This is a genomic window from Bradyrhizobium sp. Y36, assembly GCF_002531575.1.
In the GTDB taxonomy this organism is placed as follows: Bacteria; Pseudomonadota; Alphaproteobacteria; order Rhizobiales; family Xanthobacteraceae; genus Bradyrhizobium.
Genome location: NZ_NWTI01000021.1, coordinates 96,440 through 115,484 on the forward strand (window position 1 = coordinate 96,440; position 19,045 = coordinate 115,484).

The window sequence follows — 19,045 nt, forward strand, 5'->3', positions numbered from 1 at the left end:
CTGCGGCGACTACATAACGCGCCGACCCAAGAGACGACTTCACGAACGGATTGAGACGATGGCAGACGCGCGGCGCGCACCCCTGAAGGACCAGACCGACATTTCCGGCGCGCGCGCGCTGATTGTCGAGGCACGGTTCTACGACGATCTCCAGGACGCGCTTCTGGACGGCGCGGTGACCGAGCTGAAGGCGGCCGGCCTCACACATGACGTCATTACCGTTCCCGGGGCGCTCGAAATTCCGGCGGCCGTGGCCATCGCGGTGGATGCAGCGGCGGCGAACGGCAAGCCCTATGACGCAGTGATCGCGCTTGGCTGCGTGATCCGCGGCGACACCATCCACTTCGAGATCGTCTCGCAGGAATCCTCGCGGGCGCTGATGGACCTCGCCGTGGCGCGCAAGCTGCCGCTCGGCAACGGCATCCTCACCGTCAACAACGAGGACCAGGCCTGGGCGCGGGCGCGCGCCAGCGAGCTCAACAAGGGCGGCGATGCCGCGCGCGCGGCGCTGGCGATGTTGCGCATCAAGCGCCGTCTGGCGCGGGCCTGAAGCCATGGCTGACACCAGGAAACCGCCGGCTGCGGAGAAGAAGGCGAACCGGCGCGGCGCCGCGCGGCTCGCGGCCGTGCAGGCGCTCTACCAGATGGACATCGCCGGCGCCGGCATCAACGACATCTTCGCCGAGTTCGAGAGCCACTGGCTCGGCAACGAGGTCGAGGGCGACACCTATTTGCCGGCGGAAGCCGCCTTCTTCCGCGACGTCGTCTCGGGCGTGGTGCGCGACCAGAAGAAGCTCGATCCCCTGATCGACGAGGCGCTGTCGAAGGGCTGGCCGCTCAAGCGGATCGAGGCGATCCTGCGTGCGGTGCTGCGGGCAGGGGCCTACGAGCTCGAGCACCGCAAGGACGTGCCGGGCCGCGTCGTCGTCTCCGAATATGTCGACGTTGCCAACGCCTTCGTCGACCGCGAGGAGACCGGCATGGTCAACGCCGTGCTCGACCAGATCGGCCGCCAGTTTCGCAGTGACGAGTTCGGGCGGTAGTCGTGCTGAGGGGCGTCGCATTGAAGCAATACGCGAGCCCCATTCTCCGCTGTCATCACCCGCGAAGGCGGGTGATCCAGTACGCCGCGGCCAATCGATTTGACATGATCGTCTCTGGAATATTGGATCGCCCGGTCAAGCCGGGCGATGACACCTGTCTGTGGGGCTAAGCCGGTGACAAACCCGCAAAATCCCTCCGCCGAAGACAGCCTCATCGCGCGCTATTTCAAGCCGCTGGCGACCGATCCGGGTGCGTTCGGGCTGGTTGATGATGCCGCGGTGCTGTCCTCGTCCGGCGACGACATCGTCGTCACCACCGACGCCGTCGTCGAGGGCGTGCACTATCTTGCCACCGACCCGCCCGACACAATCGCGCGAAAAGCGCTGCGGGTGAATTTGTCCGATCTCGCCGCCAAGGGCGCGGTGCCGGCCGGCTTCGTGCTGACGCTGGCGCTGCGGGCCAAGGAGGATTCCTGGCTGCGGCCGTTCGCGGATGCGCTGGGCGAGGACGCCAGGGAATTCGCCTGTCCGCTGCTCGGCGGCGACACGGTCTCGACGCCAGGTCCGCAGATGATCTCGATCACCGCCTTTGGCCGCGTGCCGAAAGGGCGGATGGTCGGCCGGACCGGCGCCAGGCCGGGCGATCGCATCCTGGTGACGGGCACGATCGGCGATGCCGCCCTCGGCCTCGCTGTGCTCACCGGCGGCGCCGCCGCGGCGGCTCTGGCGTCCGATGCTGCCGCAAGGGAAGCCCTGGTCTCGCGTTATCGCGTGCCGCAGCCGCGCAACGTCCTGGCGCAGGCGGTGCGCGAACATGCGACCGCCGCGATGGACGTCTCGGACGGGCTCGCCGGCGATCTGACCAAGCTCTGCGCGGCCTCGAACGTCTCGGCCACGGTCGAGGTGACGAGCGTGCCGCTCTCGGCCGCGGCTGCAAGCCTGATCGCCCGCAACGTGGTTTGCGTCGAGACGCTGCTGGCCGGCGGCGACGATTACGAGGTGCTGTGCACGGTGCCGCCGGCGCAGGTCGATGCGCTGGTCGCGGCGGGGCGGGCGGCTGGCCTTGCCGTCACGGCGATCGGCACGATCGTCGCGGGCCAGCAGGGCGCGCGCTTCCTGGACGGGCAGGGCCAGGAATTGGTTTTGAAGCGGCTGTCCTACAGCCACTTCTAGGAATTGCTCCAAACCGGCATCTTAGTTCTCGGCACATGCTCCTAAATACCTGCCGAGATCGACGTTTTCGCCTCTATCCGGCGTTGCACCCTCAATTTGATTTTGGCAAGCTTGTGGACGACTGAGGCCGCCCCTTTTGGGCAAGGGGCGGCTTTGTTCGAAATCAAGGCGCCGCACCGCACGACGGACAACAAAGGCGCCGGGGATACATCAAGGGATCTGAGGCAAACATCACATGACAGCATTATGGTTGATAGTGCTCTGCGGAGTGCTTTCCGTCGTCTACGCGATTTGGGCGACGTCTTCGGTGTTGAGCGCGGATGCGGGGTCGCCGCGCATGCAAGAAATTGCAGGAGCGGTCGCTGAGGGTGCTCAGGCGTATCTGCGGCGCCAGTACACCACGATCGGTATCGTCGGTATCGTCATCTTCGTGCTGCTTGCCTATTTCCTCGGGCTTTACGTCGCGATCGGTTTTGCCATCGGCGCCATCCTGTCCGGTGCCGCGGGCTTCATCGGCATGAACGTCTCGGTCCGCGCCAATGTGCGCACCGCCCAGGCCGCGACGACCTCGCTTGCCGGCGGCCTCGAACTCGCCTTCAAGGCGGGCGCGATCACCGGCATGCTGGTGGCGGGCCTCGCGCTGCTCGGCGTGACGCTCTATTTCGGCTTCCTGGTGCATTCGCTGAAGCTGGCGCCCGATAGCCGTGTCGTCGTCGACGCCCTGGTGGCGCTCGGCTTCGGCGCTTCGCTGATCTCGATCTTCGCCCGTCTCGGCGGCGGCATCTTCACCAAGGGTGCGGATGTCGGCGGCGATCTCGTCGGCAAGGTCGAGGCCGGCATTCCCGAGGACGATCCGCGCAATCCGGCCACGATCGCCGACAACGTCGGCGACAATGTCGGCGACTGCGCCGGCATGGCCGCGGACCTGTTCGAGACCTATGCGGTGACCGCGGTCGCCACCATGGTGCTCGCCGCGATCTTCTTCGCCAAGACGCCGATCCTCTCCAACATGATGACGCTGCCGCTCGCGATCGGCGGCATCTGCATCATCACCTCGATCATCGGCACCTTCTTCGTCAAGCTCGGGCCGAGCCAGTCGATCATGGGCGCGCTCTACAAGGGCCTGATCGCAACCGGCGTCCTGTCGCTGGTCGGCATCGGCGGCGTGATCTACGCCCTGATTGGGTTCGGCAAGCTCGACGGCGTCGACTACACCGGCATGGCGCTGTTCGAATGCGGCGTAGTCGGCCTCGTCGTCACCGCGCTGATCATCTGGATCACCGAATACTACACCGGCACGGACTATCGTCCGGTGAAGTCCATCGCCCAGGCCTCGGTGACCGGCCACGGCACCAACGTGATCCAGGGTCTTGCCGTCTCGATGGAAGCGACCGCGCTGCCCGCGATCGTCATCATCGCCGGCATCCTGGTCACCTACAGCCTTGCCGGCCTGTTCGGCATCGCGATCGCGACCGCCACCATGCTGGCGCTGGCCGGCATGATCGTCGCGCTCGACGCCTTCGGCCCGGTGACGGACAACGCCGGCGGCATCGCCGAGATGGCGGGCCTGCCGAAGGAGGTGCGCAAGTCGACCGACGCGCTCGACGCGGTCGGCAACACCACCAAGGCGGTGACGAAGGGTTACGCGATCGGTTCCGCCGGTCTCGGCGCTCTGGTGCTGTTCGCGGCCTACAACCAGGACCTCAAGTTCTTCGTTGGGGATTCCGCGCACCATCCCTACTTCGCCGGCGTCAATCCGGACTTCTCGCTGAACAATCCCTACGTCGTGGTCGGCCTCTTGTTCGGCGGCCTGCTGCCGTATCTGTTCGGCGCGATGGGCATGACCGCGGTCGGCCGTGCCGCGAGCGCGATCGTCGAGGAGGTCCGGCGCCAGTTCCGCGAGAAGCCGGGCATCATGCAGGGCACCGACAAGCCTGACTACGGCAAGGCGGTCGACCTGCTGACCAAGGCGGCGATCAAGGAGATGATCATCCCCTCGCTGCTCCCGGTGCTGTCGCCCATCTTCGTCTATTTCGCGATCTACGCGATCGCGGGCGGCGGGGTGGCCGGCAAGTCGGCGGCGTTCTCGGCCGTCGGCGCCATGCTGCTCGGCGTGATCGTGACGGGCCTGTTCGTTGCGATCTCCATGACCTCGGGCGGCGGCGCCTGGGACAACGCCAAGAAGTACATCGAGGACGGTCATTTCGGCGGCAAGGGCTCCGATGCCCACAAGTCGGCGGTGACCGGCGACACCGTCGGCGATCCCTACAAGGACACCGCGGGCCCCGCGGTGAACCCGATGATCAAGATCACCAACATCGTGGCCCTGCTGCTGCTGGCGATCCTGGCGCACTGAGCCTCGCAGACGTGACAAGAGAAAACCCCGCGGCGCGAGCCGCGGGGTTTTGCTTGGCAGCAACCTCGTTCGCTGCATGCGAACAAACACGGAGATCAATCCATGTCGCTCTCATCCGCCCGGAATTATGCACTCCGCGCCGCCAAGTCGCAGGACCAGAAGGAGGCCGCCGAATTGTTGTCCAAGGCCATCCTGGAGCTCGCTCTGGCGATCGAGGCCACCGATGCCAAGGTCAAGAAGATCAACAAGTCGTCCTAAATCATGAAACAACAACCTGAAGCGCGATGACGATTCATCCAGATCTCATTGCGCTTCGGCGCGACGCGATTGGGTTGAATCATCATCGCGCACCTGCGCGAACACCTCCTTCGCGGCAAACAGCCCGTTGAGCGCGGCCGGGAAGCCGGCATAAACGGCCATCTGCATCAGGACTTCGACGATCTCATCGCGGCTGAGGCCGACGTTGAGGCCTGCCTCGATATGCACCTTGAGCTGAGGTGTGGCGTTCCCCATGGCCGCGAGCGCTGCGATCGTCGCGATCTCGCGCGAACGCAGGTCGAGCCCGGGTCGTGAATAGATGTCGCCGAATGGAAATTCGAGGATGTAGGTGGCGAAGTCCGGGGCGATGTCGCCAAGCGCCGCCACGACCTTATGGCCGGCCTCTCCGTCGATCTCAGCGAGTGCGCGGCGACCGCGCTCCAGCCGGCTTGCGTCGGCGTTCGGGAAGTGTTGCGTCATACTGTTTCATCCTCTGTTCCGTTTCGGCATAACCGCCGATCTTGGTGTCGAGGACGAGAAGACAGGCGTTCAGTTCGTCGACATGGGCACGCACGCTGTCGCGGTGCCGCTCCAGCAGCGCGCGCCGCTCGGCCTCGGTGCCGCTGCCTCGATCCCGGAGTTCCGCGTAAAGCAGCATGTCCCGGATCGGCATGCCGGTTGTCTTCAGGCGGCCGAGAAACTCGATCCAGACCAGGATCGCGGCGTCGTAGTCGCGTCGGCTGGATCGATCCCGGTCGGCGTAAGGCAACAACCCGATCCGCTCGTAGTAGCGGATCGTGTGGGCCGTCAGTCCGGAACGCCTTGCGAGTTCGCCGATCTTCATGCCCACCTGTCTCTCATCACGACGCACGCAAACTACGAGTTTGAGCGCGCTCTAAGTCAAGCGACATTTGGGGCGAGACAATGAGAACAGCGTAGGGCGGATTGGCGAAGCGCAATCCGCCACCTTTGCGTGCCGCGGCAATCGGCGGATCACGCCCAGCGACAGCGCTTCGCACAGTCGCAAGGCTAATCCGCCCTACAGGCTCGGAGCGCGCAGCTACTGCACGTCCATCTGCAGCCCTTCCTTCTGGATGATGCCGGCGAACTTCTTCGTCTCGGAATCCACGAAGGCGGCGAACTGCTCGGGCGTGCCGTAGTCGGCGCGGGCGCCCATGGCGAGGACCTGCTTCTTGATGTCGTCGCGCTCCAGCATCGCCTTGACCTGGAGATTGAGCGCGCTCAGCACCTCGGGCGAGACGCCCTTCGGCAGGAACACCGAGAACCAGGACGAGACGTCGAAATTCGAAAGCTCCGGCGCGCTCTCGCGCATGGTCGGCAGGTTCGGCGCAAGCTCGCTGCGCTCGGGGGTGGTGACGCAGAGACCGGTGAGCGTGCCGTTCTGTACCTGCGGCAGGCTCGGATAGAGATTGTCGAACAGGATCTGGATGTCGCCGGCGAGCGCGGCCTGCAGGGCGGGGCCGGCGCCGCGGAACGGGATGTGCGTCATCTTGAGGCCGGTGAGCTGCAGGAACCAGGCGCCGGTGAGGTGAGGGCTTTGGCCGACGCCGGAGGAGGCGTAGCTGAGCTTGTCCGGATTGGCCTTGAGAAAGGCGATCAGCTCGCCGACCGACTTGATGCCGGTCTTCGGATGCGCCGACACGATGTTCGGAATCCGGATCATGTTGGAGACCGGCTGAAGCTGGTCCGGCTTGTAGGTGAGATTCTTGAAGATGCTGTAGGCGATCGCGTTCGGGCCGGGATTGCCGATCAGGATGGTGTGGCCGTCGGGCTTGGCGCGAACCACCTCGGCCGTGCCGATGGTGCCGCCGCCGCCGGAGCGGTTTTCCACGACGGCCGACTGGCCCCAGGCGGTCTGCAGATGCGCAGCCAGGAGCCGGCCCATCACGTCGGTCGAGCCGCCGGCTGCGGCCGGCACGACGAGACGGACGTTTTCGGTGGGCTTCCAGTCCGCAAGGCTTGATCGCGGCAGGATCGCTGCGGCCGAAAGGCCGGCCACACCGGTGAGCACGCGACGGCGGGACAACAAAGTGTTCTGAAGTTTCTTGGGCACGAATCCCTCCCTGCTTCTTTCTTTGCAGGGAGCGTAGGGAACCGGACGTGCGACGGCAAGTCGCGCGCGACGACAGGTGCCGCGCGGAGGGCGGCACGACGCCGCAGGCGAGAGTCATATGCCTTCCCGCGGAATTGGAAGGCGCTCCCGATACTTATCCGGAAGCGTTGTCTTGACGCGGGTCGATCCCGACGCCGCTCGAAAACGCTGTGGCGACTTAGTTGAAGCTGAGCAGCTTGAACAGCGGCGCGAGGTAGCTCATCTCCTGGCCCGACGTCGCCGTGGTGCGGCTGATGAAGTCGAAGATCTTGCCGTCCTGAAGGCCGTAATTCGCCAATCGCCGCACGCGCCGGTTCTTGTCGAAATAGACCGCGATCACGCGCTGGTCGACCACCTTCTGGTTCATGAAGGCGACCATGCGCTCCGAGCGCTGCGAGATGTAGTAGAACACCTCGCCGTCCAGGGTGGCGACGGTGGAGGGCGTGCCCATCACGATCAGCACCTGGTCCTGGCTCGCGCCGATCGGAATCTGCTCCAGCGCGCCGGGCGGCAGGATGTAACCCTTCTGGAACTGTTCGCCGGTGCAGCCGGCAAGTGCCGCGCCGACCACGGCCATGGCGGCGAGCATGCGGAAAGCCCGCCAGCGTGCATGAAGGCCGCGCCGCTGATCTGCGCGCGGGCTGGTCTGGTTCGTTGTCGTCATAGCGGAACTGATTCCGTCCCCTTGCGTCGCGCGAGGCGCTGAAGTACCGGGCTGGGCGACTGAATGCAACACACGCGCGCCCGCTTGCGGAAACCACAATGCTTTGGCCGTTCAATCACTTCAGGAAACCCCGGCTAACCCCGCCGGGCACCATTGAAGCCATCTATGGCATGATCGTGACGCAGGCGCGAGAACCCATATTTTACCGCGACTTGGGCGTGCCCGATACGGTTAACGGCCGTTTCGATCTGTTGCTGCTGCATCTGTGGCTGTTGCTGCGACGCCTGCGCACGGTCCAGGGCGCCGCGGAGCTGTCGCAGGCGCTGTTCGACCGCTTCTGCGAGGACATGGACGACAATCTGCGGGAGATGGGAGTGGGCGACCAGACCGTGCCGAAGCGGATGCGGGCCTTCGGCGAGGCCTTCTACGGCCGCGTCCAGGCCTACGACCAGGCCGTCGAGGCCGGCGGCGAGGCCCTGGCAGAGGCGATCTGCAAGAATATCTTGAATGGGACCGGCCTGGACCAGGCCAAGCGGATCGCGGCCTATGCCAAGGCCAGCGAGGCCGCGCTCGGCCAGACCGGCGAGGCCGCGCTGCTGCAGGCCTCCTTCAGCTTTCCTCCAGCGCTTCCCGAAGGTGTCACGCCATGAGCCGACCAAATACCGGATCCGGGCCCGATCCCTGGCGGGTGCCCATCATCGTGGCGCAGATTCCCGATACCGGCCTGCATCGCAAGCTCGAGGCCTCGGCCGCCGAGCGGCAGGCCATGGCCGAGATCGCGGGCGTGCGGGAGATTCCGTCCGCCCACGCCGATTTCGACGTGGTGCCCAAGAGCGGCGGCCGGGTTCAGGTGACCGGCACCATCAGGGCCAGGGTTGGCCAGACCTGCGTGGTCACGCTCGATCCGATCGAGAGCGAGATCGAGGAGGGGGTGGACCTGATGTTCGCCCCCGAGGCCGAGGTGCGGCGCCTTGCCGACCTGATCGAGGAGGGCCGGGACAACGACGATCCGCCTGAGGTCGCCGATCCGCCCGAGGCCATCGTCAATGGCATCATCGACCTCGGCCGGCTCGCCACCGACGCCCTGTTCCTGGCGATCGATCCCTATCCGCGCAAGGAGGGGGTCGTGTTCGAGGCGGAGGTCACCGCCCTCGATCCGGAGGACCATCCTTTCGCGGCGCTGAAGGCGCTGCAGGACAGCAAGAAGAAGCAATAGCAGGGCATTTCCTTGCGGGATCGCCTTGCGAGGGCACGCAAAGTGTCTGCCGGGATGGTTTGAAAGAGGCCTCTATCTGGCTGATTTCAGTGGCGTTCTTGCTGTTTTGGTGATTTGCGGCCGGATCGCGCGCAAAGCAAAAGGCTGGGGGCAAGAGGTTGTTTCGGGGTAACAAAACGCTATTGTCGCGCCCCGGCCCGGGTGCGGCGTGGCGCTTGGCCGGTCGCCATGTCCGTGGCGAACCCATTTGCGGCTCCCGCTGATCCAAGACCGCACCAGACCAGGTTTTCCAGGACTTTTATGCCAAGCAAGGTTCGCATCGCGCTGGACGCCATGGGAGGCGATGTCGGCCCCGCCGTGGTCATTCCGGGCGCGGCCATCTCGCTTGGCCGGCACCGCGATAGCGAGTTCCTGCTGGTTGGCGACCGCGCCAGGATCGCCCCCGAGCTAGACAAGCACCCCGCGCTGAAGGCCGTCTCGAAGATCGTCCATACCGATGTGGCCGTCGGCATGGACGACAAGCCGAGCCAGGCGTTGCGGCGCGGCCGCAAGACCTCCTCGATGTGGATGGCGATCGACGCCGTCAAGCGGGGCGAGGCCGATGTCGCGATTTCGGCCGGCAATACCGGCGCGCTGATGGCGATGGCCCGGTTCTGCCTGCGCACGCTGCCGGGCATCGACCGCCCCGCCATTTCGGCGATCTGGCCGACCAAGCGCGGCGAATCCGTGGTGCTCGATCTCGGTGCCACGCTCGGCGGCGACGCCCACCATCTGGTATCAATGGCGGTGATGGGCGCGGCCAAGGCGAGCGTGCTGTTCAACAAGAAGCGGCCGACCGTCGGCCTGCTCAATATCGGGACCGAAGAGGTCAAGGGCCACGAGGAGATCCGCGAGGCCAGCGAGATCCTGCGTGCCAGGAACCTGCCGGAGCTCGAGTATATCGGCTTCGTCGAGGGGGACGGCATCGGCAAGGGCGTCGCCGACGTCATCGTCACCGAAGGCTTCAGCGGCAACATCGCGCTCAAGACCGCCGAGGGAACCGCCCGGCAGATGGCCGAGTTGCTCCGCAACGAGCTGCAGCGGAGTTGGTTGACCAAGCTCGGCTATCTCTTGGCCCGCCGCGCCTTCCAGGCCCTGCGCGACAAGATGGATCCCAACAAGTCCAACGGCGGCGTGCTGCTGGGACTGAACGGGATCGTGGTCAAGAGCCATGGCGGAATCAGCGCCGAAGGCTTTGCCTATGCGATCGATGTTGGCTATGAGATGGCTCACTACGATCTCCTGAACAAGATCAATCAGATGCTCAACCGCGAGGGTGGTGCACTCAATTCCGTGCAGGCCGCGCAGGAGGCTGTTTCGTGACTCAAATTCGTTCGGTCGTGCTCGGCTGCGGCTCTTACCTGCCGGAGCAGGTGGTGACCAACGCCCAATTGGCGGCGCGTATCGACACCTCCGACGAGTGGATCGTGCAGCGCACCGGCATTCGCGAGCGGCACGTCGCGGCCGAGGGCGAGTTCACCTCGCACCTGGCGATCAAGGCGGCGCAGGCCGCGCTCAGCGATGCCGGCCTCGACGCGCAGTCGATCGACCTGATCGTGCTGGCGACCTCGACGCCCGACAACACCTTCCCCGCCACCGCCGTCGCCGTGCAGCACGGGCTCGGCATCAACCACGGCGCGGCGTTCGACCTGCAGGCGGTGTGCTCGGGCTTCGTGTTCGCGCTCGCCACGGCCGACAATTTCCTGCGCACCGGCGCCTTCAAGCGCGCGCTGGTGATCGGCGCGGAGACCTTCTCGCGCATCCTCGACTGGAACGACCGCGGCACCTGCGTGCTGTTCGGCGACGGGGCCGGCGCAGTGGTGCTCGAGGCGCAGGCGCAGCCGGGCCATGCGGCGACCGACCGCGGCGTAGTGACGACTCACCTGCGCTCCGACGGCCGCCACAAGGCCAAGCTGTTCGTCGATGGCGGGCCGTCCTCGACCCAGACCGTCGGCCATCTGCGCATGGAGGGCCGCGAGGTCTTCAAGCACGCCGTCGGCATGATCACCGACGTGATCGTCGATGCCTTCCAGGCGACCGGGCTCAATGCCGAGACCATCGACTGGTTCGTGCCGCACCAGGCCAACAAGCGAATCATCGACGCCTCCGCCCACAAGCTCCATATCGCGCCGGAGAAGGTGGTGCTGACGGTGGACCGTCACGGCAACACCTCGGCGGCCTCGATCCCGCTGGCCCTGTCGGTGGCGCGCAAGGATGGTCGCATCAAGGGTGGCGACGTCGTCCTGATGGAGGCGATGGGCGGCGGCTTCACCTGGGGCTCGGCGCTCGTGCGCTGGTAGAGCCACAGTCGATAAAATTTTGCCGGAATCAGCTGAGATTATCGATGCGTCTGCATTGATGAGCGCTGTTGACCGCCGTAACGTAAGCTCATAATTTCAGACAACAATTGTTCGCCGTGATGTGGGGCAGGGCGATGACCGATCAAAGTAAAACCGTAACGCGTGTCGATCTGTGCGAAGCCGTCTACCAGAAGGTGGGCCTGTCGCGCACGGAATCGTCCGCCTTCGTGGAACTCGTGCTGAAGGAAATCACCGACTGCCTGGAAAAGGGCGAGACGGTGAAGTTGTCCTCGTTCGGGTCCTTCATGGTGCGCAAGAAGGGCCAGCGCATCGGCCGCAACCCGAAGACCGGCACCGAGGTGCCGATCTCGCCGCGCCGCGTCATGGTGTTCAAGCCGTCGGCGATCCTCAAGCAGCGGATCAACGCCCAGCACCGCACCAACGGCGATGCCAGCAAGGCGCAACCCGAGGCGTAACCGCCTTTCGAGAAGGATTTGCATTTGGACAAGGCGCCGGATGCGTTCCGAACCATCAGCGAAGTAGCGCAGGAGCTCGACATCCCGCAGCACGTGCTGCGGTTCTGGGAGACCCGCTTCTCCCAGATCAAGCCGATGAAACGCAGCGGCGGCCGCCGCTATTACCGCCCCGACGACGTCGACCTGCTCAAGGGCATCCGCCGTCTGCTCTACGGGGAGGGCTACACCATCCGCGGGGTGCAGCGGATCCTCAAAGAACACGGCGTCAAATCGGTGCAGGGCCTCGCCGACACCGCCGCCGCGGTCTCGTTCGGCGCCATCGAGGATGCCATCGGCGCCAGCCTGATGGAGCCCGAGGACGAGGAGGCGCCGATCAAGGGCGTCACCGACAGCGACGAGGACGACTACCAGGGCGACGAAGAGGAAGGCATCGACTTCCGCTTCACCGAGGTCGACGACGAGGAGATCCTCACCACCTTCCGCAAGGGCGGCACCCCCGCCGCACCCGCCGGCCCCAGCGCGCTGGACCGGGAACGCCTCGGGAAAGTGCTCGCCGACCTCGTGGCGTGCCGCGAGATGCTGGATCAGGCACTGAACGAGGGCTAGAGGCGGTCTTCGGACCGCTTGCGGCCAGTTCCCGGGAGCGCCCCAGGCTCAAAGCCGATCGAGGAGAGGCACCAAAATGCTGCGGCCTCGCCTTGCGCATCGCGCCGATCCTAGCTAATGGAACGACGTTCGGAGCGTGGCGCAGCCCGGTTAGCGCACTAGTCTGGGAGACTAGGGGTCGGAGGTTCAAATCCTCTCGCTCCGACCATTTTTCTAAATAAAACCAGTAATTTGCGTCGCGGGCTTTCGAGGTCTGCTGTTATCGTCGGCGTCGTGTAGGCACGCTCGAGCGGCGGCCGAAGGCAGCGATCCAACATGGACCACCACTTCAACCCGCGATTTTACCTGGGCCAATGGAAAGGTCCCGATGAGCGCGTGTGCGAGCTGCGGCTGATCCGGGGCAAGATGGTCGCCAAACGGAAGTTTCCGCAGAACACCGGCGCTCTGAAAGACCTGTACCGCATTGACGGCGTCTCGGACGACATCGCCCAGAACCTCGAAACGCAATGCTTTTCGCCACTCGACGGGAGAGCTGCGAAGGTGCTGCGAAAGCTTGTCGCGGGCGTACCCGAATTGCCGCTTGAGGACCGCGCGTCTTGGGCGCGCTTCCTGCTGTCGCTGCTCTATCGCAATCGCGAGGGGGTCAAGCTGATCAAGGACCACATGGCTGATCTTGTGCGCGCGACCATTGCTGCATCGGAAGCCGACTGGGTAAAGCGCCGTAAGCCGGAAGAAACCCGGTCGCTAGCCGAGGCATTGGCAGACCGCGAGCTCGGCTACGCCGGTACCCGAGCCGCGAACATTATAGCTGACATCATCAGCAACCATCGGGCGTTGCCCGACATCCTCAGAATGAATTGGGTCGTGCTTGACCTGAGCAATTCAACTCGCGCGCTGCTGACTTCCGACCGACCTGTTTTCTTCGGGGCGCTGTCTAATCCTCTTGCCTACATCGCGCTACCGTTGGGCCCTTATGACCTGTTCGTTGCTGCATACGACGACCGGTTCAACAAATCGCTCGACGCGACAGAAGCGGTCTATCGAATGAACCGCGATGTGGTTTCGAACGCCAGGGAATTCGTATGGGCCGTCGACGACAGCCAGGTCGACTTCATTCGAACGTGGATCGGAGCCAACCCGGATCGGGTCATTCTGACCGACGATCAACGCGACGAAGCCGTTGCCGCGGCAGGCAAGCCCGATGATAGCGAGGCGGCATGACGGTTAGTGGTTCTCAATCGCCCGACAATTGGTCTCGCCTGAGCTATTGCGCCGCGGTCGTCGCTCTCACGACGGTTCTGGTGATGCAGCAAGTCACCGCATGGATAACATTGCCGCTGGCTGCCTTCGCTGCTTTCTGGACAGCGCTTTGTACTCGCGCATTGTGGCACGTCGCGAGCTTTCAGATCGCCGCTTGGCGTCACCATGCAGCTTCCTCTCTTACGATAGACAAGCCACCGAAAATCAGTGCATGGCGATGGCTGTCCCATCCCGGTCTGGACGGCTTAGTCAATGCAGGAACGCTCGCGCTCGTGCTCGCCTTTCCTGTAGTCTTGTGGCTACCCGTCACCCTTTGGCTGCTAACGCCCTAAGTCGAGGGGCTGACCGCATGGATCGACTGAACTCCAAGCCTAAGCGGCCCTTCCGCGGTCCACGGTTGCCCGCCGAGCCGCTCAACTTGACGCTCACACAAGCGGCAAGCCGACAGGTCGAGGCTGCAATCGGCGCCTTGGAGCGTGGCAGGTTCGAGGTCGCACTGACACTCGCTGGCGCGGCAGAAGGGATGATCAAGCGCGACGGCCATCATCTGTTCGTGGCGCTGCGCGACAATCCGCAGGCAAAAGAACGAACTGCCGAAAAGAAAGACTGGATCAGTTTGCTCAATCGAGAACGCGATTGGCTCAAGCACGGCGGCGATGATGCGATGACAGTTGAGTGCTTCGACGCCGCCATGATGATCGCACGCGCGCTGTCTAAGCTGGAGGCGAACGACTGGACGCCTCGAATGGAGGACTTCCGCAAATGGTTTCTTCAGAACATAGATCTTGTTTAAACGCCGGCCCATCCGAGGTCAGTGTCGACGGTGACGATGATCTGCAAAAAATTTACGAGTGGCACGAACGGGTCGAACGGCGGCGGAAAGGCTCCCGGTTGGATCGAGAGGTCTGGGTCAGGGCAGCTCGTGAGTTGTTCGTACCGGGCGAGCGCGAGCCGTGCCACGTCTGCGGACGCTTCAAGGGGATCGCGCAAGCTCACCACGTCGTCCCGCTCACGAGGCAATATGATCGAGGGTTCGAATACCTTGATCAGGAGTACGTCTGGCTATGCCCCAACCACCACGCGATGATCCATCTGTTCATTCAAGGGGACAATTTGTCGTGGACCCGTTCAGCAATCCGCGCGAGAGGAAAACCACCTCGGCGCTCCACGTCGATCTGACGGAAGGGGAGTTTGATCTGATGATGGAGCTGATGCGCCGATCAGGAAGGTCCCCGGCGTGACAGGCAGCTAGGTTAGATCGTCTCAGAACACGTTCGCAAGCCAGTCGAGCAGCTCTTCCCAGTCGCCCGGCTCGTAGGCGACCAGTTGGAAGGCGCCGGCCTTCGACCAGTGAATTTCGAGCACCTTGCGCCCAAGGTGTCGAACTTGAATTCGTGAGAATTCGTAGGGCCGCCCGGGTCGTGACGGAGTGACATAGGAGCCCGATAGTCCGCGGCGATCGAACTCGCGCAGGTACTTGTCCTTACCTTCGATAGCGATGATGCCGACAAGATCCTCATATCTCAGCATGTCGAATGCCAGCCGCCCGAGCTCTTTGGCTCGCTTCAGTCGCGCTTGGCGGTCGCTCGCTCTCATCGACGGCTCTTCTCCGGGCGAGGAGCGGCAGCTCGCACCGCCGCTCCACTGGCCTATCCCACCCCTGCGTCTCCAGCCATAGCGTGTGGCGACCGAGAGCACCAAGTCGTCGTGAGCCCCGACGCGCGCCGCATAGGTCGTGCGGCCAGCCTCTGAAATCTTCCGCTTGAAGTCCTTCAGATTATGACGGGCGTTAACAACTCGCAGGCAGAAGCGGCCAGCAGGCCGAGCTATCAATTTCAGCGGTGTGAGCGAATGCCGCCATACTACCTCAAATACCCCACCACCAACCGCGTCGTCTCGTCCGCCAGCACCTTCACCATCTTCTCCGACAGCATCTCGGCGCCGTGCAGCACCGTGTTGTGCGCGATCGCTTCGATCGTGCTGACGCAGATGAAGGTTGCGACGTCGAGGTCGACCTTGCGCATCTCCTTGCGGCGGCTTTCGAGATAGCTGCGCACGAGGGTCTGGATCTCGCGGTTGTAGGCTTCGACATCCCTGAGCTGGCCGGTGCGCGGGATCTGCTCGGCGAGCACGCGATGCAGTTTCGGATTGATGCGGTGGGCGTCGATCGCGACGGTGACGAGTTTTCGCACCGCCTTGTCGATCGGCAGGTCCGCGACTTCAGTGAGCGCGGCGCGGACGATGCCCATGATCTCCTCATTGTGGCGGTCGATCACGGCGGCGACCAGCGCTTCCTTGCTCGGGAAGTATTGATAGAGCGAGCCGACGCTGACGCCGGCGACTTCCGCGATGCGGTTGGTGCTGGCCTTCTCGAAACCGTCGCGGACCAGAATGCGAGCGGTCGCCTCGACCAGCGCGTCTACGGTGGCGCGGGAGCGCTCCTGCGAGGCATTTTTCCGAGGTTTTGTCGGCGGTTGGCGAGCCACGATGTTGTGATCCGAATGCGAGTATGAAAAGCGAGCGAATGCTCACATTATATCGGCAGGTGATGGTGGGTCGGCAAGCCCCTTGTCGCCGTGTCGAAACAGCCATGTGGGGATGTGGCCATGAGCGTCGCCAGACTAGTGTCGGCCTTGCAGTTCTGCCCGGGCGGTTGCCTGTTCAGTCCGCCGGCCCGGCGCGATCCGGCCCCAAGCCTGCAGAGCCGCGCCTTCAACGTGGCTCTCTCCCTGCTGCCCCACAAGAAGCAGCTGGCATCGGCCGAAGCAGTGCACGCGCATGTGCAGAAGCTCGCGCTTAAGCCTGTCACCTTTGAGCCGACGGGGCTCGGTCGCGGTGTCGAGGCGACGCTGACGAAGATGGGCGGATGGCCGGTCTATTACACCGCGCCGTCCTCGGGCCATGAGGGCTGCAACTTCGTGATGTTCCTGCATGGCGGCGGCTACATCAACGAGATCGTGCCGGCGCATTGGCGCTTCGTCGGCGAGATGACGCGCAAGGCGAACGTCGTCTGCGTCGTGCCGATCTATCCGTTGGCGCCGCGCGCGACCGCGAAGGATGTGGTGCCTGTTACGGCCGAGATCTTGCGGATGCTGCTGGAGGATGCGGGGTCTGCAAAGGTGACGGTGGTCGGCAACTCCGGCGGCGCGGGGCTCGCGCTCGCCGCGTGTCAATGGCTGCGCGATCATGGCCATCGCCAGCCGGACCGGATGGTGCTGATCTCGCCCGCCGCCGATGCCTCGGTCAGCCGTCCCGAGCAGAGCGAGATCGCCAAGCGCGATCCGCTGCAGGACATTCCGGGGATCGTCGAGGCCGGGCATCTCTATGCCGGCGCGCTCGATATCGGCCATCCCTTCGTCAGCCCGCTCAACGGCGCCTTCCGCGCGCTGGCGCCGATGACGATCTTTTCGGGCACGCGCGATCTGCTCTATCCGGACAGCGTCGATCTCGCGGCGCGGGCGAGGGCGGTGGGCGTGCCGGTGGATCTGCATCTGCTGCGCGACCAGCCGCATAATTATGCGCTGATGCCGACGCCGGAGGGAAGGCGCGCGCGGGCGATGATCTTGCAGGCGGTGGCGTGATTGAAAGAGGCGTGTGAGCGATGTCACGAAGCGCGCCGTCTTTTTCACGGCTGGCGCGGTGGGGCCCGTCGGACGCGGCCTCCGGGGCGTTTCCTCGGATACGCTACAGCGTATCAGTAGTTTTGCGGGGCCGTCAGGCGTGGCCCTTGATCTCGTAGCGGCCGGGCACGCATTTGTACCGATCCAGGCGCCAATTGGCGTGATAGATCGGATGCTCGCCCATCCATTTCGCAAGCGGTGCCTGTGCGCCGACCGCACATTGCATCATCGAAATCTCGGGCGTCATGTTGCTGTCGGTCACGATTTCCTCGACGCAACTGCCTGAGCTAGCTGCGCTAAGCCGGCAGAGCACGGCTACGACGGTCACGAACATTCCTGTCACCTCATCGATCGTTGCAGACCACGAAGAGGATGCAAGCGGAGTGCCAGAGCCTGTGACACGCAAACAACACGCTGGCCTGGCCGACTCGACCCAGCGTCCGGAGTCCATTTGACGATTCGGATTGTAAAAAAATTGCCCATAAACCGAAGCCGGACAAATACGGGAACCGGGGGACTACGGCTCCGCGCCGGCCTCCGCGCCTGGCAACGGCTCTCCTTGCGACGACGGAGCAAGCGCCTCGTCCTTCGACACGACCGCTTTCAGCGGTCCCTCAGGATGAGGCTAATTGAGCAGCGGTGCTCGTTGAGGCCGCCGCCACAGGCTCCGCCCTCATCCTGAGGGCCCGCCAACGGCGGGCGTCTCGAAGGATGTGCTGCGGGCGTTGCCGTCTTTCATGCAGGAGCTACGTGAGCGCGCGATAGTCCGCGCGCCGAAATAATCGATGCAGACGATTGCAGCGCCGATCCGCTTTCATTTGCGGAGGCGGCGCTGCTACATTTCGCGCGCGCCCGCCAGCGGCGCGGCGACGAAGAAACATACCGACAAGGGAGGGGCCGAAAGTCCCATGAAGGATTTCGCAGGAAAGATCGCGGTCATCACGGGTGGCGGCACGGGAATGGGGCGAGAGCTCGCGCGGCAGCTCGTGGCGGAGGGCTGCAACGTCGCGATGTGCGACGTCTCGGAAGCCGCGATGGCGGAGACCAAGCGGCTCTGCGAGGTCGAGAAGCTGCCGCAGGGCCTGCGGGTCACCACGCATGTCGCCGACGTCGCGATCGAGGATCATCTGAAGCGTTTTCGCGACGAGCTCGCCGAGCAGCAGAAGACCGACAGGATCCATCTGTTGTTCAACAATGCCGGCATCGGCGGCGGCGGCAGCCTGTTCACCAACACGCGCGAGCAGTGGGAGCGCACCTTCAACATCTGTTGGGGCGGCGTCTATCTCGGCGTGCGCACCTTCCTGCCGATGCTGGTCGCCGCGGACGAGGCGCACATCGTCAACACCGCCAGCGTCAACGGCTTCTGGGCCTCGATCGGCATGGGGCAGGCGCACACCGCCTACAGCTCGGCCAAGTTCGCCGTCAAGGGATTCACCGAAGCGCTGATCAACGATCTGCGCCTGCACGCACCGCACGTCAAATGCTCGGTGGTGATGCCCGGCCACATCGGCACCTCGATCGTCTCCAATTCGCGCAAGGTGCAGAGCGCCGATGGATCGGAGCGCCTCAACCCCGACGAGGTCGCGCTGACGCGCAAGCGCATGGTCGCAGCCGGCGTGCCGGATGCCGACAAGATGTCGGACGACGACATCCAGGCGGTGTTCGCCGAGCGCGCCCGCAGCTTCCTGGAGGATGCGCCGACCACGGCCGCGCAAGCCGCCAAGATCATTCTCGACGGCGTCAAGGCGGAGCGTTGGCGCATCCTCGTCGGCGACGATGCCAGGCGGCTCGACGAGCGCGTGCGTGCAACGCCCGAGCAGGCCTATGACCGCGCCTTCTACGAAAGTTTCACGCAGGAGGTCGGCTGGCGGCTCGGTTGAGACGCCACCCCGACGGCCGCTTCCGGGCGCGCCCATGTAGG

General features: G+C 64.5%; 22 protein-coding genes and 1 tRNA gene. 16 read left to right on the plus strand and 7 right to left on the minus strand.

Annotation, left to right across the window (positions count from 1 at the left end):
- Positions 1 to 58: 58 nt before the first annotated feature.
- The 5 genes from ribH (at position 59) to CO669_RS36180 (ending at position 4,830) form a co-directional block, all read left to right on the plus strand.
- Positions 59 to 550, plus strand: a complete 492-nt coding sequence (ribH, locus tag CO669_RS28380; protein WP_063683084.1) for a 6,7-dimethyl-8-ribityllumazine synthase — start codon at positions 59 to 61, stop codon at positions 548 to 550.
- 4 nt (positions 551 to 554) lie between these two features.
- Positions 555 to 1,043: a transcription antitermination factor NusB gene (gene nusB, locus CO669_RS28385; protein WP_097663238.1), complete on the plus strand. Its 489-nt coding sequence runs from the start codon at positions 555 to 557 to the stop codon at positions 1,041 to 1,043.
- 147 nt (positions 1,044 to 1,190) lie between these two features.
- A complete protein-coding gene (thiL, locus tag CO669_RS28390) occupies positions 1,191 to 2,216 on the plus strand; it encodes a thiamine-phosphate kinase (RefSeq protein ID WP_097663239.1) in 1,026 nt (341 codons plus the stop codon).
- Positions 2,217 to 2,451: 235 nt separating this feature from the next.
- Positions 2,452 to 4,572 (plus strand): sodium-translocating pyrophosphatase, encoded by a 2,121-nt coding sequence (locus tag CO669_RS28395; protein WP_097663240.1) that lies wholly within the window; start codon positions 2,452 to 2,454, stop codon positions 4,570 to 4,572.
- A 102-nt stretch (positions 4,573 to 4,674) separates the two neighbouring features.
- On the plus strand, positions 4,675 to 4,830 hold the full coding sequence (locus tag CO669_RS36180; protein WP_008129438.1) for a hypothetical protein: 156 nt from the start codon (positions 4,675 to 4,677) through the stop codon (positions 4,828 to 4,830).
- 45 nt (positions 4,831 to 4,875) lie between these two features.
- On the opposite strand, the gene CO669_RS28400 is transcribed toward CO669_RS36180, so the two are convergent.
- The 4 genes from CO669_RS28400 to CO669_RS28415 form a co-directional block, all read right to left on the minus strand.
- Positions 4,876 to 5,310, minus strand: coding sequence for a carboxymuconolactone decarboxylase family protein (locus tag CO669_RS28400; protein ID WP_097663241.1), 435 nt, complete (start codon positions 5,308 to 5,310; stop codon positions 4,876 to 4,878).
- Positions 5,246 to 5,674, minus strand: coding sequence for a MerR family transcriptional regulator (locus CO669_RS28405; protein WP_097663242.1), 429 nt, complete (start codon positions 5,672 to 5,674; stop codon positions 5,246 to 5,248). Before CO669_RS28405 ends, CO669_RS28400 begins: the two co-directional genes overlap by 65 nt.
- 216 nt (positions 5,675 to 5,890) lie before the next feature.
- Entirely contained in the window at positions 5,891 to 6,904 is a 1,014-nt protein-coding gene (locus CO669_RS28410) for a Bug family tripartite tricarboxylate transporter substrate binding protein (protein ID WP_097663243.1), read from the minus strand.
- Positions 6,905 to 7,121: 217 nt separating this feature from the next.
- Positions 7,122 to 7,607, minus strand: a complete 486-nt coding sequence (locus CO669_RS28415) for an outer membrane protein assembly factor BamE (protein WP_198964304.1) — start codon at positions 7,605 to 7,607, stop codon at positions 7,122 to 7,124.
- 98 nt (positions 7,608 to 7,705) lie between these two features.
- Between CO669_RS28415 and CO669_RS28420 the strand changes: the two genes are divergently transcribed.
- The 9 genes from CO669_RS28420 to CO669_RS28460 all read left to right on the plus strand — a co-directional run bounded on the left by CO669_RS28420 (position 7,706) and on the right by CO669_RS28460 (position 14,297).
- Complete coding sequence (locus CO669_RS28420) at positions 7,706 to 8,257, plus strand: ubiquinol-cytochrome C chaperone family protein (protein ID WP_097663244.1); 552 nt, start codon at positions 7,706 to 7,708, stop codon at positions 8,255 to 8,257.
- A complete protein-coding gene (locus CO669_RS28425; RefSeq protein WP_097663245.1) occupies positions 8,254 to 8,823 on the plus strand; it encodes a YceD family protein in 570 nt (189 codons plus the stop codon). The genes CO669_RS28420 and CO669_RS28425 overlap by 4 nt, the downstream gene beginning before the upstream one ends.
- A gap of 300 nt (positions 8,824 to 9,123) precedes the next feature.
- Entirely contained in the window at positions 9,124 to 10,185 is a 1,062-nt protein-coding gene (gene plsX / locus CO669_RS28430) for a phosphate acyltransferase PlsX (protein ID WP_097663246.1), read from the plus strand.
- Entirely contained in the window at positions 10,182 to 11,162 is a 981-nt protein-coding gene (locus CO669_RS28435) for a beta-ketoacyl-ACP synthase III (RefSeq protein ID WP_097663247.1), read from the plus strand. The genes plsX and CO669_RS28435 overlap by 4 nt, the downstream gene beginning before the upstream one ends.
- Positions 11,163 to 11,296: 134 nt before the next feature.
- Complete coding sequence (locus CO669_RS28440) at positions 11,297 to 11,638, plus strand: integration host factor subunit alpha (RefSeq protein WP_018456841.1); 342 nt, start codon at positions 11,297 to 11,299, stop codon at positions 11,636 to 11,638.
- A 24-nt stretch (positions 11,639 to 11,662) separates the two neighbouring features.
- On the plus strand, positions 11,663 to 12,244 hold the full coding sequence (locus CO669_RS28445; protein ID WP_097663248.1) for a MerR family transcriptional regulator: 582 nt from the start codon (positions 11,663 to 11,665) through the stop codon (positions 12,242 to 12,244).
- A gap of 130 nt (positions 12,245 to 12,374) precedes the next feature.
- Positions 12,375 to 12,452: transfer RNA gene (locus CO669_RS28450), tRNA-Pro, on the plus strand.
- Between the two features lie 107 nt (positions 12,453 to 12,559).
- Entirely contained in the window at positions 12,560 to 13,465 is a 906-nt protein-coding gene (locus CO669_RS28455) for a DUF4238 domain-containing protein (protein ID WP_097663249.1), read from the plus strand.
- 388 nt (positions 13,466 to 13,853) lie between these two features.
- A complete protein-coding gene (locus CO669_RS28460) occupies positions 13,854 to 14,297 on the plus strand; it encodes a hypothetical protein (protein WP_143278754.1) in 444 nt (147 codons plus the stop codon).
- Between the two features lie 470 nt (positions 14,298 to 14,767).
- On the opposite strand, the gene CO669_RS35760 is transcribed toward CO669_RS28460, so the two are convergent.
- The gene (locus CO669_RS35760; protein ID WP_097663252.1) at positions 14,768 to 15,100 is read right to left on the minus strand and encodes a hypothetical protein; all 333 of its coding nucleotides are present in this window, start codon (positions 15,098 to 15,100) and stop codon (positions 14,768 to 14,770) included.
- 266 nt (positions 15,101 to 15,366) lie between these two features.
- Positions 15,367 to 15,990 carry a TetR/AcrR family transcriptional regulator gene (locus CO669_RS28475; RefSeq protein WP_097663253.1) on the minus strand — a complete coding sequence of 208 codons (624 nt, stop codon included), beginning with the start codon at positions 15,988 to 15,990 and terminating at the stop codon, positions 15,367 to 15,369.
- 120 nt (positions 15,991 to 16,110) lie between these two features.
- On the opposite strand from CO669_RS28475, the gene CO669_RS28480 reads away from it, so the two are divergent.
- Entirely contained in the window at positions 16,111 to 17,085 is a 975-nt protein-coding gene (locus tag CO669_RS28480) for an alpha/beta hydrolase fold domain-containing protein (RefSeq protein ID WP_097663254.1), read from the plus strand.
- Between the two features lie 133 nt (positions 17,086 to 17,218).
- Here the strand turns inward: CO669_RS28480 and CO669_RS28485 are convergent, their stop codons facing one another.
- Positions 17,219 to 17,386 carry a hypothetical protein gene (locus CO669_RS28485; RefSeq protein ID WP_245444551.1) on the minus strand — a complete coding sequence of 56 codons (168 nt, stop codon included), beginning with the start codon at positions 17,384 to 17,386 and terminating at the stop codon, positions 17,219 to 17,221.
- 646 nt (positions 17,387 to 18,032) lie between these two features.
- Here CO669_RS28485 and CO669_RS28490 point away from each other — a divergent pair.
- A complete protein-coding gene (locus CO669_RS28490) occupies positions 18,033 to 19,004 on the plus strand; it encodes an SDR family NAD(P)-dependent oxidoreductase (protein ID WP_097663293.1) in 972 nt (323 codons plus the stop codon).
- Positions 19,005 to 19,045: the final 41 nt, after the last annotated feature.

Bases quoted from the DNA above. Each gene is read 5' to 3' on its own strand.
- ribH (WP_063683084.1), top strand. From the start codon at position 59: ATGGCAGACGCGCGGCGCGCACCCCTGAAGGACCAGACCGACATTTCC.
- nusB (WP_097663238.1), top strand. From the start codon at position 555: ATGGCTGACACCAGGAAACCGCCGGCTGCGGAGAAGAAGGCGAACCGG.
- thiL (WP_097663239.1), top strand. From the start codon at position 1,191: ATGACACCTGTCTGTGGGGCTAAGCCGGTGACAAACCCGCAAAATCCC.
- CO669_RS28395 (WP_097663240.1), top strand. From the start codon at position 2,452: ATGACAGCATTATGGTTGATAGTGCTCTGCGGAGTGCTTTCCGTCGTC.
- CO669_RS36180 (WP_008129438.1), top strand. From the start codon at position 4,675: ATGTCGCTCTCATCCGCCCGGAATTATGCACTCCGCGCCGCCAAGTCG.
- CO669_RS28400 (WP_097663241.1), bottom strand. From the start codon at position 5,310: ATGACGCAACACTTCCCGAACGCCGACGCAAGCCGGCTGGAGCGCGGT.
- CO669_RS28405 (WP_097663242.1), bottom strand. From the start codon at position 5,674: ATGAAGATCGGCGAACTCGCAAGGCGTTCCGGACTGACGGCCCACACG.
- CO669_RS28415 (WP_198964304.1), bottom strand. From the start codon at position 7,607: ATGACGACAACGAACCAGACCAGCCCGCGCGCAGATCAGCGGCGCGGC.
- CO669_RS28420 (WP_097663244.1), top strand. From the start codon at position 7,706: ATGCTTTGGCCGTTCAATCACTTCAGGAAACCCCGGCTAACCCCGCCG.
- CO669_RS28425 (WP_097663245.1), top strand. From the start codon at position 8,254: ATGAGCCGACCAAATACCGGATCCGGGCCCGATCCCTGGCGGGTGCCC.
- plsX (WP_097663246.1), top strand. From the start codon at position 9,124: ATGCCAAGCAAGGTTCGCATCGCGCTGGACGCCATGGGAGGCGATGTC.
- CO669_RS28440 (WP_018456841.1), top strand. From the start codon at position 11,297: ATGACCGATCAAAGTAAAACCGTAACGCGTGTCGATCTGTGCGAAGCC.
- CO669_RS28455 (WP_097663249.1), top strand. From the start codon at position 12,560: ATGGACCACCACTTCAACCCGCGATTTTACCTGGGCCAATGGAAAGGT.
- CO669_RS28460 (WP_143278754.1), top strand. From the start codon at position 13,854: ATGGATCGACTGAACTCCAAGCCTAAGCGGCCCTTCCGCGGTCCACGG.
- CO669_RS35760 (WP_097663252.1), bottom strand. From the start codon at position 15,100: ATGAGAGCGAGCGACCGCCAAGCGCGACTGAAGCGAGCCAAAGAGCTC.
- CO669_RS28480 (WP_097663254.1), top strand. From the start codon at position 16,111: ATGAGCGTCGCCAGACTAGTGTCGGCCTTGCAGTTCTGCCCGGGCGGT.
- CO669_RS28490 (WP_097663293.1), top strand. From the start codon at position 18,033: ATGAAGGATTTCGCAGGAAAGATCGCGGTCATCACGGGTGGCGGCACG.